15 protein-coding genes are annotated in these 15,218 nt (G+C 53.1%); 6 read left to right on the forward strand and 9 right to left on the reverse strand.

The annotated features are described in order from the left end of the window. The first annotated feature begins 12 nt into the window (after nucleotides 1-12). Entirely contained in the window at nucleotides 13-2,100 is a 2,088-nt protein-coding gene (gene recG, locus AUQ41_RS17795; RefSeq protein ID WP_063089595.1) for an ATP-dependent DNA helicase RecG, read from the forward strand. A gap of 65 nt (nucleotides 2,101-2,165) precedes the next feature. Here the strand turns inward: recG and AUQ41_RS17800 are convergent, their stop codons facing one another. Continuing rightward, nucleotides 2,166-3,038 (reverse strand): DUF502 domain-containing protein, encoded by an 873-nt coding sequence (locus tag AUQ41_RS17800; RefSeq protein WP_008891021.1) that lies wholly within the window; start codon nucleotides 3,036-3,038, stop codon nucleotides 2,166-2,168. Between the two features lie 201 nt (nucleotides 3,039-3,239). Between AUQ41_RS17800 and AUQ41_RS17805 the strand changes: the two genes are divergently transcribed. Next, nucleotides 3,240-3,509 (forward strand): hypothetical protein, encoded by a 270-nt coding sequence (locus AUQ41_RS17805; protein ID WP_063089597.1) that lies wholly within the window; start codon nucleotides 3,240-3,242, stop codon nucleotides 3,507-3,509. Next, a complete protein-coding gene (locus tag AUQ41_RS17810; RefSeq protein WP_063089598.1) occupies nucleotides 3,496-3,948 on the forward strand; it encodes an NUDIX hydrolase in 453 nt (150 codons plus the stop codon). The genes AUQ41_RS17805 and AUQ41_RS17810 overlap by 14 nt, the downstream gene beginning before the upstream one ends. Before the next feature lie 90 nt (nucleotides 3,949-4,038). Here the strand turns inward: AUQ41_RS17810 and rpoH are convergent, their stop codons facing one another. Further along, nucleotides 4,039-4,908, reverse strand: a complete 870-nt coding sequence (rpoH, locus tag AUQ41_RS17815) for an RNA polymerase sigma factor RpoH (protein ID WP_008891018.1) — start codon at nucleotides 4,906-4,908, stop codon at nucleotides 4,039-4,041. A gap of 581 nt (nucleotides 4,909-5,489) precedes the next feature. Here rpoH and AUQ41_RS17820 point away from each other — a divergent pair. Continuing rightward, the gene (locus tag AUQ41_RS17820; RefSeq protein WP_063089600.1) at nucleotides 5,490-5,987 is read left to right on the forward strand and encodes a YchJ family protein; all 498 of its coding nucleotides are present in this window, start codon (nucleotides 5,490-5,492) and stop codon (nucleotides 5,985-5,987) included. Here the strand turns inward: AUQ41_RS17820 and AUQ41_RS17825 are convergent. From AUQ41_RS17825 to AUQ41_RS17855, 7 genes are all read right to left on the reverse strand, one after another. Further along, nucleotides 5,984-6,412: an NUDIX hydrolase gene (locus AUQ41_RS17825; protein ID WP_063089603.1), complete on the reverse strand. Its 429-nt coding sequence runs from the start codon at nucleotides 6,410-6,412 to the stop codon at nucleotides 5,984-5,986. The genes AUQ41_RS17820 and AUQ41_RS17825 overlap by 4 nt on opposite strands. 202 nt (nucleotides 6,413-6,614) lie before the next feature. Further along, complete coding sequence (gene ssb / locus AUQ41_RS17830) at nucleotides 6,615-7,142, reverse strand: single-stranded DNA-binding protein (protein ID WP_008891015.1); 528 nt, start codon at nucleotides 7,140-7,142, stop codon at nucleotides 6,615-6,617. A 59-nt stretch (nucleotides 7,143-7,201) separates the two neighbouring features. Next, nucleotides 7,202-7,675 (reverse strand): GAF domain-containing protein, encoded by a 474-nt coding sequence (locus tag AUQ41_RS17835; protein WP_008891014.1) that lies wholly within the window; start codon nucleotides 7,673-7,675, stop codon nucleotides 7,202-7,204. Nucleotides 7,676-7,819: 144 nt separating this feature from the next. Continuing rightward, entirely contained in the window at nucleotides 7,820-8,890 is a 1,071-nt protein-coding gene (locus AUQ41_RS17840; RefSeq protein ID WP_063089605.1) for a sn-glycerol-3-phosphate import ATP-binding protein UgpC, read from the reverse strand. 57 nt (nucleotides 8,891-8,947) lie between these two features. Continuing rightward, nucleotides 8,948-9,802, reverse strand: a complete 855-nt coding sequence (ugpE, locus tag AUQ41_RS17845; protein WP_008891012.1) for a sn-glycerol-3-phosphate ABC transporter permease UgpE — start codon at nucleotides 9,800-9,802, stop codon at nucleotides 8,948-8,950. A gap of 14 nt (nucleotides 9,803-9,816) precedes the next feature. Further along, nucleotides 9,817-10,695, reverse strand: coding sequence for an ABC transporter permease subunit (locus tag AUQ41_RS17850; RefSeq protein ID WP_063089606.1), 879 nt, complete (start codon nucleotides 10,693-10,695; stop codon nucleotides 9,817-9,819). Between the two features lie 84 nt (nucleotides 10,696-10,779). Continuing rightward, on the reverse strand, nucleotides 10,780-12,078 hold the full coding sequence (locus tag AUQ41_RS17855) for an extracellular solute-binding protein (RefSeq protein ID WP_008891010.1): 1,299 nt from the start codon (nucleotides 12,076-12,078) through the stop codon (nucleotides 10,780-10,782). A gap of 574 nt (nucleotides 12,079-12,652) precedes the next feature. Here AUQ41_RS17855 and nagA point away from each other — a divergent pair. After that, the gene (nagA, locus tag AUQ41_RS17865) at nucleotides 12,653-13,801 is read left to right on the forward strand and encodes an N-acetylglucosamine-6-phosphate deacetylase (RefSeq protein WP_063089609.1); all 1,149 of its coding nucleotides are present in this window, start codon (nucleotides 12,653-12,655) and stop codon (nucleotides 13,799-13,801) included. Nucleotides 13,802-13,957: 156 nt separating this feature from the next. Next, nucleotides 13,958-15,037, forward strand: coding sequence for a class II fructose-bisphosphate aldolase (gene fbaA / locus AUQ41_RS17870; RefSeq protein ID WP_063089611.1), 1,080 nt, complete (start codon nucleotides 13,958-13,960; stop codon nucleotides 15,035-15,037). Nucleotides 15,038-15,218 lie beyond the last annotated feature (181 nt).

Raw genomic sequence — 15,218 nt, forward strand, 5'->3', positions numbered from 1 at the left:
ACGAAAACCGACATGCGCCCGGAAATTCTGTTCCCGCTTTTTGCTGAAATTGACACGCTGGCCGGTATCGGTCCGCGGCTAAAGCCGCTGGTATCGCGCCTGATTGGCGGGGAACATGTAGCAGATCTGCTTTGGCATTTGCCATCGGGCATTATTGATCGCCGGTTTTCGCCGGATCTTTCCGACACCATCGACGGGTCGGTCGTCACCGTGGATGTCTGGGTCGAATGCCATGAGCCCGCCCCCAATCGTCGTCGCCCCTATCGCGTGATCTGCAAAACGCAAAGCGGCACGCTTGTTTTGGCGTTTTTCAATGCGCGAGCCAAATACCTCAATGACGTTTTGCCGGTTGGTGAGAAGCGGATTGTTTCGGGTAAGATCGATCATTATCGCGGGGAATATCAGATCACCCATCCCGACCGGATTGGTACAGAGGCCGAGCGTGCTGAAATCCAGACGGTTGAGCCGATCTATCCGATGTCGGCCGGGGTTACGGGCAAGACGCTGACCAAGGCGGTGCGCGGTGCGCTTGAAACGCTTCCCGATTTGCCAGAATGGCATGACCAGGCACTGGTTGCGCGCCATAAATGGCCCGATTTGAAAACCGCACTATATACCATCCACAATCCGCAAGATGAAACTGACCTGTCACCCGATCATCCTGCCCGCAAGCGGCTTGCCTATGACGAGTTGCTGGCCAATCAACTGGCGCTGACATTGATCCGGGCAAAGATGCGCAAACTTGGCGGGCGTGTGACCAAGGGGGATGGACGCCTGCGTGCAGCACTTGGTGACCACCTACCCTTTGCCATGACGAGCGCGCAGCAACGCGCACTTGGCGATATCTATGACGATATGGCAAGCGAAGGCCGCATGCTCCGCCTGTTGCAGGGCGACGTTGGATCGGGCAAGACCGTGGTGGCCTTGATGGCGATGTTAAATGCCGTTGAATGCGGACGTCAGGCCGCCCTTATGGCGCCGACAGAAATTCTGGCCCGCCAGCATTTTGAAACGATTTCGCCGCTTTTGGAGAAAATTGGCATCAAATGCGCCATTCTGACAGGCCGCGATAAGGGCAAGTCGCGCAAGACCGCGCTTGAAGGCTTTGCCAATGGGGACGTCCAGATTGCGGTCGGAACGCACGCCCTGTTTCAGGATGACGTGATGTTCCACGATCTTGCCTTTGCGGTTGTCGATGAACAGCATCGCTTTGGCGTGCACCAGCGCCTTATGCTAGCAGGCAAAGGTCAGGCGGTTGATGTGTTGGTCATGACCGCGACACCTATTCCACGCACGCTGACCCTGACCGCCTTTGGCGATATGGAAGTTTCAAGGCTGGATGAAAAGCCACCGGGGCGTAAACCGGTTGATACCCGCGTACTGCCGATCGACAAGGTAGATGATGTCATTTCCGGTATCGGGCGTGCGATGCGCAGCGGCACCAAGATTTATTGGGTCTGTCCATTGGTCGAGGATTCCGAGGTTCTGGACCTGCAAGCCGCCGATGAACGGCACCGGGTGCTGGCAGAACTGTTTGGTCAGGATCGTGTTGGCCTTGTCCATGGCAAGATGAAGGGCAAGGAAAAGGACGAGGTGATGGAAAAGTTCGCCCATGGCGATACGTCCATCCTGGTTGCAACCACTGTGATCGAGGTCGGGGTGAATGTGCCCGAAGCAACGATTATGGTGATTGAACATGCTGAACGCTTTGGCCTTGCCCAGCTTCATCAGCTTCGCGGGCGGATTGGCCGTGGGGATGCGGCATCGACCTGTTTGTTGCTGTATGGCAGCCCGCTTGGACAGGTTTCCAAGGCGCGCCTCAAGATCATGCGTGAAACCGAAGACGGCTTCGTCATTGCCGAGGAAGACCTGAAACTCCGCGGCGCGGGCGAGGTTCTTGGCACCCGTCAAAGCGGCCTTCAGGAATACCGGCTGGCCAATCTTGAGCTGCATGGTGATTTGCTGGCGATTGCGCGTGATGATGCGCGCCTGATCGTTGAACGTGATCCCGATCTACAGAAGGCGCGCGGCGATGCATTGCGTCTGTTGTTGTATCTGTTTGAACGCGATGAAGCGGTTCGATATTTCCGGTCCGGATAACAAAGACGAAGGGCGCACCGGTTGGATGCGCCCTTTTAAGTTTCAAGCCATTAGAGGCAGCGGTATCACGCGTCTTCGGGCGTTTTACCGTCCTTTGACTTCGGCTCGGACGTTTTGGATGTTTCCATCCGTGCCGGAATGTCACGCGATACCAGAATCGGAACATTTTCCTTTTCACGCAACGTATCGACATCCTCGTAGGTCTTGGCGGCGACCTGCGGATGATTGCGTTGTTCGGCCGGGCGACGATCCGGCGGGGTTACGATACCGCCTGACATCACCATTTTAATGGCCTCTTCGACCGTCATATCAAGGATGACAACATCCCGGCGCGGAACGAACAACAAAAAGCCCGATGTCGGGTTTGGCGTGGTCGGCAGGAAGATGTTGATGACCTTGTCTTCGGTCAGGTTTTGCACCTCACCTGTGGTCTCGCCGGTGATAAAGCCAATCGCCCACATCCCGCGGCGTGGGTATTCCAGAAGCACCGCCTGACGAAAAGCATTCGACTGGTTGGCTAGAACCGTTTCGAGGATCTGCTTAACCGCACCATAGATGCTGCGTACCGCCGGAATGCGGCCAAGAATCCGTTCATAAAGCTTGATTAACGCCCGACCGGCAAAGTTTGTCGTGAACCAGCCAACTACGGTGATGAAAACGATAATGACCAACAGGCCAAAGCCTGGGATCCCGTATTCCTGATAACCGACGGGAAGATAGGATTCCGGATTGTAGTGCGCCGGGATCAGCGGGATGACTTTGCTGTCGACGAATTCAATAAACCACCAGGCAAGCCCGAAGGTAATCGCAAGAGGCGCGCTGACCAGCACACCAGTAAGGAAATAGGCTCTTATCCGGGCAAACATACCAGGGCTTGGGAGGACATGCTCCGAACCTTTGTTTTCCGGATCATCGTTATCGTCGCGCTTGGCGTTCATTGAGCACCTGTGCAGAAGAGCCAAATGTCAAAAGCCGAAACTTGAGATTAGTCTTTGGCTTTTGGTCATTGTACGTGAGAATATGGCAAAGCTGGGACTTAAAGCCGGGTTATTCCCGCTTATTAAAGTGATAGCAGTATTCAAGTTTGCGGTGCAACCAACAAACCGTAATTTGCAGATCAGAATTGTTGTGGAGACGTTTTGCAGGTCTGGATTGTTGAATATATTTACGATGATGAAGGTTCGGTCGGGATAAAGACGGCCAAGGTTCGTGCTCCTGATTACGAAACCGCGCGGCAGTTCGCCATCGGTGACGCGCCATCGAAAGATTTTGTGATGTCACTCCATCCGGAGTCAGAAGAACAGTTTCTTGGAACACCCGGTATTCGTGCCCGAGAAATGACCGGCAAGGTCGTACATGAGGTCCCTGACCCGGACGATGATTTGGAAGAAGACGATGACGATTACTGAACTTGATCAGCGAACCTTTTTACCGCGTCCTCTTGTCGGTGTTGGTGCCGTTGTCTGGCACAAGGACCATGTTCTTTTGATCCAGCGCGGCAAGGAACCGCATGCCGGCACCTGGAGCCTTCCGGGCGGTGCGCAGGAGCTGGGCGAAACGGTGCGCGACGCCGTTTGCCGCGAAGTTCTGGAAGAAACCGGGGTCAAAATCTCAAGCCCGATCCTGGTCGATGCGGTAGACATGATTTCCACCAATGATGACGACAAGGTCGAATATCACTACACGCTGATTGATTTTGTCGCGGTGGCGCTTAATCCCGATATCACGCTTGGGGGTGATGCGGCTGACGCCAAGTGGGTCAGCGTCAAGGAAGTGACCAAATACGCGCTTTGGAACAAGACCATTGAAGTTATTGCGAAATCACGTGATGTGCTCTCATCCGGATGACCCGCTGAAAAGCTGAGCAAGACGAACGGAATGAGAAAAAGGCGGCACCCACTAGGATGCCGCCTTTTGATTTGGTCTATTTAAGCTTTGTTACGCTGCTGAATGCTGCGTCAGGACGCTTTCCTGAATTTTCTTGAAGGCGCGTGCTTCAAGCTGACGGACGCGTTCACGGCTGACGCCGAAACGTTCACCAAGCTTTTCCAGCGTGATCGGATCATCGCTGAGGAAACGGGCCTTGATGATTTCCTGTTCACGTTCAGGCAATTCGCCAAGTGCGTTTTTCAGCATGCCGTTATGAAGAACACGTTCTTCGGCATCGGCAACCAGTGCTTCCGGGCTCGGTGCGTCAGACGACAGGGTATCAAGATATTCCATCCCCTCGTCTTTCGGCATCGGCGTATTGAGCGAGAAATCGCGCGCCGCAAGACGGCGGTTCATTTCAAGCGCTTCACGACCGGTCACACCAAGTTTTTCGGCAACCTGATCAGCTTCCTCTGGCGAAAGTTCACCATTGTCATAAATGTTAAGCTGACGCTTGGCTTTACGCAGGCTAAAGAACAGTTTCTTCTGTGCTGCCATGGTGCCGAGTTTGACCATCGACCAGCTTTGCAGGATGTATTCAGTCACCGCAGCACGGATCCACCACATCGCATAGGTCGAGAGGCGGAAACCACGTTCCGGATCGAACTTCTGCACCGCACGCATCAGGCCGGTATTGCCCTCTGCGACAAGGTCCGCCATCGGCAGACCATAACCGCGATAACCAAACGCGATCTTGGCAACAAGACGCAGGTGACTGGTAACAAGTTTGTGGGCGGCCTCGGTGTCATCATGGTCCTGATAACGGTGGGCCAGCATATATTCTTCGTCCGCCGTAAGCATCGGGAATTTCCAGACTTCACGGAGATAGCCCGAGAAACCCTCTTCCTGGGAAACGGCAGGTAATTTAATGGCGCTCATTCTATGTCCTCCTGAGAGGTTTACACGTCGGCATCTATTCTTAATACGGAGTCCGTCAGAAGCTAGATGACGTGCAAACACTATCGGTTGTGAATTAATTCACGTGGACGACCGGATTTTGTCAGAAAAGAAGCGTGGTCCGGTCGTAACTCATTCCAAGGTCACCTATGGAAGAGGACAGTAGACGCATATAAGAAGTTCATTCATCGTGTCTCATCCTTACTCGAAGCAAATCGACAATTTACATGTCCGCCAATTGGCCGGACGTTGATCCGGCGGTGCCTTTGGGCCCCCACCCGCATTTATTAATATATCTAAACCCGACCAAATTCGTCAAGAACTTCTGACCAGTGTTTCAGTTATATTAATCACTCAATATCAGCATCCTAGCAATTATAACCGACAAAAACAGTCGGGTAAGTAAAATGCCGATCCTTCACGCTAGGATCGATATACGGCGAAACAAAGGCAATTTGTGCATGTGTAAAGGTTCAAGGCGAAATTCCGGGGCTTGGCAAAGTGGCGTGCCAGTGGCCCCTGCTGTATTGTGACTTCAAAATGCCATTTGACCGGAGTTCATCATGCCAACCTTACCAGCAGACACTTTATGCCCCTGTGGCAGCCTAAAACAGTACGGCGTCTGCTGTGAGAAGTATCATTCCGGGACGGCAAGTGCCGAAACGGCCGAAAAATTGATGCGATCACGCTACTCTGCCTTCGTGCTGCGCAATGGGGACTACCTATTATCAACGCTTGCAGAGGAAAATCGTTCCGGCTTTGATGCAGAAAGTATTGCGCAGGACACAACGCGCTGGACTGGATTGGACATCATTGAATGCGTTGCTGGCGATATTCTTGATCAAACCGGAATCGTGGAATTCGTTGCCCATTTTGATGAGAACGGCAAACAACACCAACTGCACGAGCGATCCAATTTCGAACGTCGTGACGGCAAGTGGTTCTATGTTGACGGGATATTTCCGGGCGTGAGCCAAAGCAACGCGTCGTCAGTCAAAGCCGGTCGAAATGATCCCTGCCCTTGTGGATCGGGCAAAAAATTCAAAAAATGCTGCGGCTAGCCCACAAATTCCAGTGCCCATTGATGAAATGGCCGAAGTAAGCTTTCATGGGCTTCTTTGTATGGCATCCAGACCAGTTCGTGATCCTGATCGACCGGAGGACCAAGCTTTTCAGTTAATTCGCACAGGAAAAAGGTAGCACGCTTAAGGCGATATCGATCCTTGGCCGGGTTATTGACATATTGCGACGCAAAACCGAGCCGCGAGATGATGCGCGCCCGATAACCCGATTCTTCATAGGCTTCACGACAAAGCGCGTCCTGTTCGCTTTCACCGTTTTCAACGCCGCCGCCAAGAAGAACAATACCCTTGGGGGTGCGCGCAACGGCAACGTCGCCGTTTTCGCGTTTGATCACGGCATAGACACAGTCCTGTACGTTATAGCTTTGCCCCACGCGCGGGGTTCCAAATATTGGACCGGTCAACAGGTCTTCCTTGTTTCGCGATTGGCTGAATTCTCGTTCTTAAATCAGATTTTATCGCTTGGTTATAGTCTTGTAGACCAACTTCAGGTGATTTTGTGATGGACGCGTCGGGATGGTTACACGAAGAACCTCACCAAAACAAATCCCCCCAAAACAACCAGCGTTTCGGAGGGATTTTAGATCGATATCATTAAGCGATTGCTTAGAACGGGATCTCGTCATCGAGGTCCGGGGCACCAGCCGGTGCGGATCCACCACCGGAAGAACCACCATTGCCCCAACCAGCGTCAGAACCGCCGCCGTAGCCGCCACCACTATCCTGGCCGCCGCCATAGCCACCACCAGAGGATGAACCGCCACCCATGCCGCCGCCTTCGCCGCGGTTATCAAGCATGGTCAGGTTGGAGTTGAAGCCTTCAAGCACAACTTCGGTGGTGTAGTTGTCTTTGCCATCCTGCCCCTGCCATTTGCGGGTACGAAGCTGGCCTTCGATATACAGCTTGCTGCCTTTTTTCACAAAGCGCTCAACGACATCGGCAAGGCCTTCGTTGAAAACAACGATGCGATGCCATTCGGTGCGCTCGCGGCGCTCACCGGACTGACGGTCACGCCACTGTTCGGAGGTTGCGATGCTGAAATTGGCGATCTTTTTGCCAGCCTGGGTAAACCGGATTTCAGGATCGCGGCCAAGGTTCCCGACGAGAATGACTTTATTGACACTGCCAGCCATGGGTTATCTTCCAAAGTTTGTGTTGTCCGCTGTCCCGATTGGTCGGGACTTGTGGGTTATCATTGCGCAAAAATGCGCTGCATTAAAGTTTCAAGTGCAATGCGATCCGTTTCATCGAACGAATTGTGCTCGACACTATCGACGTCAAGCACGGCGATCAACTGTCCATCCGCATTGATCACCGGCACGACAATCTCGGAATTGGTCCGGCTGTCGCACGCAATATGACCAGGAAAAGCGTGAACGTCCGCGACCACCTGCGTTTCGCGGGTTGATGCGGCTGCACCACAAACACCGCGACCAAACGGGATACGAAGACAGCCAAGCGTGCCCTGATAAGGCCCGACGACAAGTTCGTTTTCCTTTTCCGGATCAACATTATAGAAGCCCGTCCAGAAGTAATAGTCGAACTTTTGCGATAAGACGCACGATACGGTCGCCATCAGGGCGGGAACGTTGGTTTCGCCTTCGGTGATGCTGATCAGTTCTTTTTGCGCTTCTTCGTAAAGCGCCTTTTTCTGGTCGGTCTGCACATCAAACTCCCTTAACTTTCGCGCATAGGAACTACCCCGTTCACCCTGTGTGAGACAAGGGTAAAGTGCCCCAATCCGAAAACAAAAACGCCTCTGACAGTCTGAATTTGTCAGAGGCGTTTGGTGTTAGCTGATCTGGTTTAATCAGATGCGCTGACCGCTTTCGATGTCAAACAGATGGATTTGCGACGCAGGAACCGAAAGGCTTAATTTTTCACCCTTTTCGAACTTGTGTGTTCCCTGCAAACGCAACGTGACATTGTCTGCATTGGCCCCGAAATCGAGATAAGCCAGCGTTTCTGCGCCAAGAGACTCCACCATGCGCACACCGGCATTAATCCGCCCTTCCCCGTCTTTGAGAAGTTCCAGATGTTCCGGGCGAATGCCAACCGTGACATCGCGACCAGCCTCGACGTCATGATCAAGATCAAGCATCACGCCATCCCCCACCGTGACGTGTTTTTTGTCATCAGACACTTTGCCCTTCAGGAAGTTCATCGCGGGCGAGCCGATGAAACCTGCGACAAACTGGCTGGCCGGCTTTTCGTAGATATCAATCGGGGTTCCGATCTGCTCCGCAACGCCGCCATTCATGACGATCAGACGATCGGCAAGGGTCATGGCTTCTACCTGGTCGTGGGTGACATAGACCGATGTGATACCAAGCCGCTGTTGCAGGTTCTTGATTTCGAGGCGCATATCGACACGCAGTTTGGCATCAAGGTTTGAAAGCGGCTCGTCAAACAGGAAGACTTTGGGTTGACGAACAATCGCGCGGCCCATGGCAACGCGCTGGCGCTGACCACCAGATAGTTGGCGCGGTTTGCGCTCAAGATGATCTTCCAGCTGAAGAATGCGGGCGGCTTCGCGGACCTTGGCATCGATTTCTGCCTTGCTATAGCCGCGGTTTTTCAGGCCATAGGCCATGTTGTCGTAGTTGTTCATGTGCGGATAAAGCGCGTAGTTCTGGAACACCATGGCGATGTCGCGATCTGCGGGTGCGACGGTGTTAACGACCTTATCATCAATGATGATTTCGCCATCCGAAATCCCTTCCAGACCGGCGATCATGCGCAGCAGTGTCGATTTGCCACAGCCAGACGGCCCGACAAGGACGGTGAACTCGCCATGTTCGATTTTAAGGTCAATGCCGTGAATGGCCTTGAAGCCGTTCGGGTAGGTTTTCTGGGCCTGATTAAGCGTTACAGTTGCCATCTTGGTTATCCTGTATTCGGATCAATTATTTTCAATGCAGGGATCAGGGAAGACCGGTTATTTTTCCGTCTCAACCAGACCCTTGACGAACATGCGCTGGAAGATGACCACCACCAGTACGGGTGGGACCGATGCCATGATTGTCAGTGCGAATGCCTTGGGGAACTGAGGTATCTGTCCGCCCTCATACAGCGAATTGTATACCTGCTTGATCCCGATCACGATGGTATAGAGCTGATCATCGGTAGTCATCAGGAGCGGCCAAAGATACTGGTTCCAGCCAACCACAAACATGATGATGAAGATCGCAGCAATCATGGTCACCGACAGGGGAACCAAAATGTCGATGAAGAACCTGATCGGCCCTGCCCCGTCCAGCCTTGCTGCTTCAAGAAGTTCGTCCGGGACCGACCGATAAAACTGCCGGAAAAAGAACGTTCCAGTTGCGGACGCAATCAGCGGCAGGATCAGACCGGTATAGGTGTTGAGCAGCCCAAGGTTCGCCACGACCTCATAGGACGGGACGATGCGCACTTCGAGCGGCAACAGAAGTGTTGAGAAAATAATCCAGAACAGCGGCACAGCCAGCTTGAAGCGGAAATAGACAATCGCATAGGCCGCCATCATCGAAATGATGACTTTGCCGATCGCAAAGCCAAGTCCAAGCACCATACTGTTAAACAGCATCTCAAGCGCCGTCACCCTGCCCTTTGTCGCCTCTGCATCAAACAGGATCGCGCCATAGTTGGTAAAGAACTCCCCACCTGGCAAGAATTGCAGGCCATTCTGGAAGATATACTCGCGGGTGTGGGTTGATGACGCAAAGGCGATCCAGACCGGAAGGATCATGAAAAGTGAGCCAAGCACCAGAATGGTGTGGTTGGTAAAAATACGCCATTTGGACTGATACATGATGACGTTCCCCCTTAATAATGCACTTTGCGTTCGATGAAGCGGAACTGGAACACGGTCAGGACACTGACCATGATCATCAGCAAGACTGACTGCGCAGCACTGCCGCCCATATCCGCGCCAAGGAAGCCATCGACATACACCTTGTAAACAAGGGTAGCGGTTGAACCACCCGGGGCACCTTTCGTTGAAACATCGATAATGCCGAACGTTTCGAAAAAAGCGTAAGTCAGGTTGATCACCAGCAGGAAGAAGGTCGTCGGTGCCAGAAGCGGGAATGTGATGGTCCAGAAGCGACGCTCAGGACTCTTGCAGTCAATGGTCGCTGCTTCCTGAACCGACTTCGGAATCCCCTGAAGGCCTGAGAGGAAGAAGATGAAGTTCACACTGACCTGTTTCCAGACCGCGATCAGAATGACGATGAAGGCCGCGTCATTGGCGTTTTCGATGTGGTTGAATTCAAACCCGAAACTGTTGAAGGCCTTATAGAGGTCCCCCATCAACGGGTTGAACATCATGATGCCAAGAAGGCCCGCCACCGGCGGCGCAATGGCATAGCCCCACATCAGAAGCGTTTTATAGGATTTTGCCCCGCGGATGGCCTCGTCGGCACGCACTGCGAGAAACAGTGAAATCGCGATCGAAAGCACGGAGACAAGAACGGAAAACACGACGGTAAAGATGGCAGATCGTGTCCACGAACTGCTTGTCAGCACATCTTCAAAATTGCGGAACCAGACGAACTGCGAAGACATGCCAAAGGCGTCTTCAAGCAAAAACGACTGATACAGCGCCTGGGCCGCAGGCCACAGGAAAAATATGGAAATAATCAGAATTTGGGGTGCGATAAATAGGTATGGCACCGCGCTGTGTTCAAATTGTACGCGCTTCATCGGGAACGCAACCTCAGAGCAAAATCAGAAAATGCAAAACAGGGCGGCCAAATCATCGGCCGCCCCGCTTTGGCGAAAAGCAGATTAGTTCGAGTAGGTATCGTTGAAGCGCTTCAGCAGACCGTTTGCTTCTTCTTCGATGGTCGCAAAGGCAGCATCAACGGTTTCTTCGCCGTTCATGATCTTGTCGACTTCACGATAAATCACTTCGCGGATCTGAACATAGAAGCCAAGACGGTAACCCTTGGTCCATTCGCCACCTTCTTCAGAAAGCTGGGTGATGCCGACTTCTGCATCCGGGCTTTCCTTGTAGTAGCCATCTTCTTTGGCCAGCTCATAGGCGGCATTGGTGATCGGGACATAACCGGTTTCTTTGTGCCAGTAGTACTGGGTTTCCGGCTTGGTCAGGAATTTGAAGAATTCGGCAACGCCGGCATCCTGCGCGGCATCATGACCGGAGAATGCGAACAGTGCTGCACCACCGATAAAGGTCGATTTCGGTGCATCGCCGGTACCTTCCCAATACGGAAGGGTCGATGCGCCAAAGTCAAACTGTGCGGACTTGCGAAGGCCACCAAACGAACCGGAAGAACCGATCCACATTGCGACCTGCTGCTGCACGAACGCGTCCTGGTTCGCACCCCATGCGCGGCCATAATAGCCATAGTAACCCGCGTCTTTCCAATCCTTGACGTGCTGCCAGTGATCTTTCAGAGCGTCATTGTTATAAAGGATTTCAACATCGGTGCTGTCATAACCGTTGTTGGCGGTTGCCATCTGCAGGTTGTGACGCGACATGAAGTTTTCGAAGAAGATCCACGGGCTGTGCGACTGCGCAAGCGCGGTGTAACCAGCTTCTTTCAGCTTCGGAGCAGCAGCTTCGAATTCCTGCCAGGTTTTCGGAACATCAACACCTGCTTTGTCCAGCGCTTCTTTGTTGTAATACAGAAGCGGGGTCGAGCTGTTGAACGGCATGCCGATCATCTTGCCGTCTGAATCGGCATAGAAGTAACGAACACCCGGGATGTAATCATTGATGTCGAAATTGACGTTGTTTGCTTCAAGCAAATCCTGAACCGGCTTAACAGCGCCTTTGGCGTTAATGATGGTTGCAGCACCTGCGTCGAAGATCTGGATGATGTTCGGCTGGTTCTTCGCGCGGAACGCTGCGATGCCGGCCGTCATGGTGTCTTCGTAGCCGCCCTTGTTGATGGATACGAGTTTGTATTCATCCTGGCTCGCGTTGAAGTCTTCGGTGATCTGGTTGACAACGTCGCCAAGTGCGCCGTCCATTGCATGCCACCAGGTGATCTCGGTTGCAGCCTGTGCAGTGTTGCCAATGGCAAACACGGCAGCAGCAGCCATCAGTGTTTTGCGGAACATGGTCAAGTAACTCCCTATTGAAAACTTGGCACGGAACGCCGCCCGTAATTCGGCGACCGGCTAGGCGTTCGTTTTGTTCTTGAGGACCGTTTTGCTCAAGTGACAGTTTTCGGAAACTTACTTTTGATGTGCGAATGGGCGGCGAAATGACACAAAACTCGCCAATAAATGATCAAGTGAACATCGTATATGTTCACTATGAAGCTCATCGCGGGCGCAGTTTTGAAAAGATCAAAGATCCAGTGTTTGCCTGGTGTTCCGGCAACCAGGCAGCGAAAGTGCCGTGAAATAGAGAGATGCACCAGACGCCGAGTGTTGCAGACAAGTGAAAGTTTTGCGACCAAACCATGAAGATCGTCCAGCGACGCTTATGGTTAACCTTGTTGTATGGAATGTTCGTGTTCGAATATTTCGCCGGTCCGCGAAAATGGGCGGTGCAGACGACTTCTTCACAATTGTTCGTTAAGGTCGTTGCCGCTATCAAATCATCCAATTACGATGCCCAACCGTCCACGACCGCAGGGCTGATCCTGCGACCACCGTACTTGGATACGCAGCAACCGGAGACCCAGGCGTGAGTGACTTTGCCATATCAAATGCCCGACTCTTTGACGGAACACGCTTCCTGTCCGGGCATTCTGTTCTGGTCGCGAATGGCAAGATCGACGCAATTATTGCGGATAGCGATCTACCAGCTGGTATCAAAACAATAGATGGCAGTGGCCAAACCCTCTCCCCCGGTCTGATTGATCTGCAGGTTAATGGCGGCGGCGGTGTCTTGCTGAATGATGCACCCGATTTTGAAACCATTAAAACCATGGTCGCTGCGCATCGCCGGTTTGGCACGACATCCATGCTACCAACCCTGATTACCGATTCTCGTGACACGATGGAGGCCGCGATTGCCGCCGTTCAAGGCGCGCTGGATAACGGCGCTGCCGGTGTCATCGGTATTCACCTTGAGGGACCGTATCTTAATCTAAAGCGCCGTGGTGTGCATTCGGTCGACCAGATCAGGCCGATGGAGCCTGATGCAATCGAACTCGTCTCCCGGCTTCGGAATGGATGCACTTTGGTAACCCTTGCGCCGGAACTGCTTGATAAAGGTGTAATCGCAAAGCTCGTTGCCCGCGATGTTCGTGTTTGCGCCGGACACACCGCGGGCACCTACGACGATATCATGTCGGCAATCGATGAAGGCATGCAGGGTTTTACGCATCTATTTAATGCCATGAGCCCCCTGAGCCATCGGGAGCCGGGTGTTGTCGGTGCAGCCCTTTCTGATGATCGTACATGGTGTGGCCTGATTGCGGATGGGTTTCACGTCCATCCTGCCGTAATAAAAACCGCCGTACGTGCCAAAGCCAAGGGCAAGATGATGTTGGTCACCGACGCCATGCCAACGGTTGGCGCCACCGATAAACGCTTCAAGCTGGGTGATGAGGAAATCATCGCAGTTAATGGGCGGTGCGCGCTTGCGGATGGGACGTTGGCGGGTTCGGACCTTGATATGATTTCAGCTGTGCGCAATTGCATGGAAATGGCCGAAATCGGGCTTGGTGAAGCACTTCGCATGGCGTCGCTTTATCCAGCGGAGTTCCTGGGGCTTGGTCATATTCTCGGGCGCTTGGCACCTGGCTATCAGGCCGATATGATCTTGTTTGATGATCAGTTCAATGTGACGCGAAGCTGGATCAAGGGCGTGCAACAGAGTTACGCCTGAGCAAACGCAATATTTTCCGAAAGTCTATGACGGAAAGCCTTGACCTGAGACAGCATTTCGAAGATGCATTGGGCTCTGTAACAGTTTGTATGCAGGGTCTTCAGGTGATTTTGCTGCTGATCTGTTTTTACTCTGACCCCCAGGAGGAGTACCCACATGCCTTCCGTTAAACCCGGTGTTGTTACCGGTGCTGCCTATCGCGAACTCGTTTCTGCCTGCAAGCAGGACGGTTACGCCCTTCCCGCCGTCAATATTACGTCTTCAAGCACGATGAACGCAGCCCTTGAAGCTGCTGCAAATGCCGGTTCTGACATTATCATTCAGCTTTCGAATGGTGGTGCACAGTTCTTTGCCGGCAAGGGCATCAAGGACGCTGCTGCGGCCCGTGTTCTCGGCGCCGTATCTGCTGCGCGTCATGCACAGCTTCTGGCCGAACATTACGGCGTTGCTGTTGTAATGCATACCGACCACGCAAACCGCAAGTTTGTGCCATGGGTCGATGAAATGCTGAAATGGAGCGAAAAGGCCTATGCCGAAACTGGCAAGGCGCTATACAGCTCTCATATGCTGGATCTGTCCGAAGAATCCGTCGAAGACAACCTTGCGACCTGCGAGACCTTCCTGAAACGGATGTCCGCCATCGAGATGAGCCTTGAGATCGAACTGGGCGTCACCGGTGGAGAAGAAGACGGTATCGGGCATGAGCTTGATACCTCGGTTGAGGAAATCGATCCGCGCCTTTACACCCGCCCGGAAGAAGTCGAAGAAGCTTATCGTCGTCTCTCGCCGCTTGGTCACTTCTCGGTCGCGGCGGCGTTTGGCAACGTGCACGGCGTTTACAAGCCGGGCAACGTGAAGCTCCGCCCAGAGATCCTTCTGGAAAGCCAGAAATACGTGGCTGAAAAGCACGGTCTGGGTGATCGCCCGCTCGACTTCGTATTCCATGGCGGTTCCGGTTCGGAAAAAGAGAAAATCGAAGAAGCTGTCAGCTATGGCTGCTTCAAGATGAATATCGATACCGATACCCAGTTCGCCTATGCCCGCCCGGTTGGCGAGTATGTCGAAGCCAACGCACGTGCGTTCCAGTATCAGGTCGACCCGGAAACCGATCAGCCCTACAAAAAACAGTATGATCCGCGCGTCTGGATCCGCGAAGCTGAACTGTCGATGGCAGCACGCCTCGAAGAAGCTTTCAAGGATCTCGGTGCAACCGGTCGTACGGTTACCAAAGGCTAAGCCAGATCAAAAACCTGACCGTTCCGGTCACAGGATTTATGAAGCCCGCCGGTCTTGTTCGGCGGGCTTTTTCGTGGCTTTGTCATGCATCGGGTTGTTAATTGCGGATCTCCTGACAAATACTGACAGGAACTGTCAGGGGTGCGCTTGCGTATAGCTTACGGCTCCTCTATACACTTTC

The sequence above is a fragment of the Thalassospira sp. MCCC 1A02898 genome (genome assembly GCF_001618185.1).
In the GTDB taxonomy this organism is placed as follows: domain Bacteria; phylum Pseudomonadota; class Alphaproteobacteria; order Rhodospirillales; family Thalassospiraceae; genus Thalassospira; species Thalassospira tepidiphila.

Bases quoted from the DNA above. Each gene is read 5' to 3' on its own strand.
- AUQ41_RS17810 (WP_063089598.1), top strand. From the start codon at position 3,496: ATGACGATTACTGAACTTGATCAGCGAACCTTTTTACCGCGTCCTCTT.
- AUQ41_RS17850 (WP_063089606.1), bottom strand. From the start codon at position 10,695: ATGAAGCGCGTACAATTTGAACACAGCGCGGTGCCATACCTATTTATC.
- ugpE (WP_008891012.1), bottom strand. From the start codon at position 9,802: ATGTATCAGTCCAAATGGCGTATTTTTACCAACCACACCATTCTGGTG.
- rpoH (WP_008891018.1), bottom strand. From the start codon at position 4,908: ATGAGCGCCATTAAATTACCTGCCGTTTCCCAGGAAGAGGGTTTCTCG.
- AUQ41_RS17800 (WP_008891021.1), bottom strand. From the start codon at position 3,038: ATGAACGCCAAGCGCGACGATAACGATGATCCGGAAAACAAAGGTTCG.
- AUQ41_RS17855 (WP_008891010.1), bottom strand. From the start codon at position 12,078: ATGTTCCGCAAAACACTGATGGCTGCTGCTGCCGTGTTTGCCATTGGC.
- recG (WP_063089595.1), top strand. From the start codon at position 13: ATGCGCCCGGAAATTCTGTTCCCGCTTTTTGCTGAAATTGACACGCTG.
- AUQ41_RS17840 (WP_063089605.1), bottom strand. From the start codon at position 8,890: ATGGCAACTGTAACGCTTAATCAGGCCCAGAAAACCTACCCGAACGGC.
- fbaA (WP_063089611.1), top strand. From the start codon at position 13,958: ATGCCTTCCGTTAAACCCGGTGTTGTTACCGGTGCTGCCTATCGCGAA.
- AUQ41_RS17820 (WP_063089600.1), top strand. From the start codon at position 5,490: ATGCCAACCTTACCAGCAGACACTTTATGCCCCTGTGGCAGCCTAAAA.
- ssb (WP_008891015.1), bottom strand. From the start codon at position 7,142: ATGGCTGGCAGTGTCAATAAAGTCATTCTCGTCGGGAACCTTGGCCGC.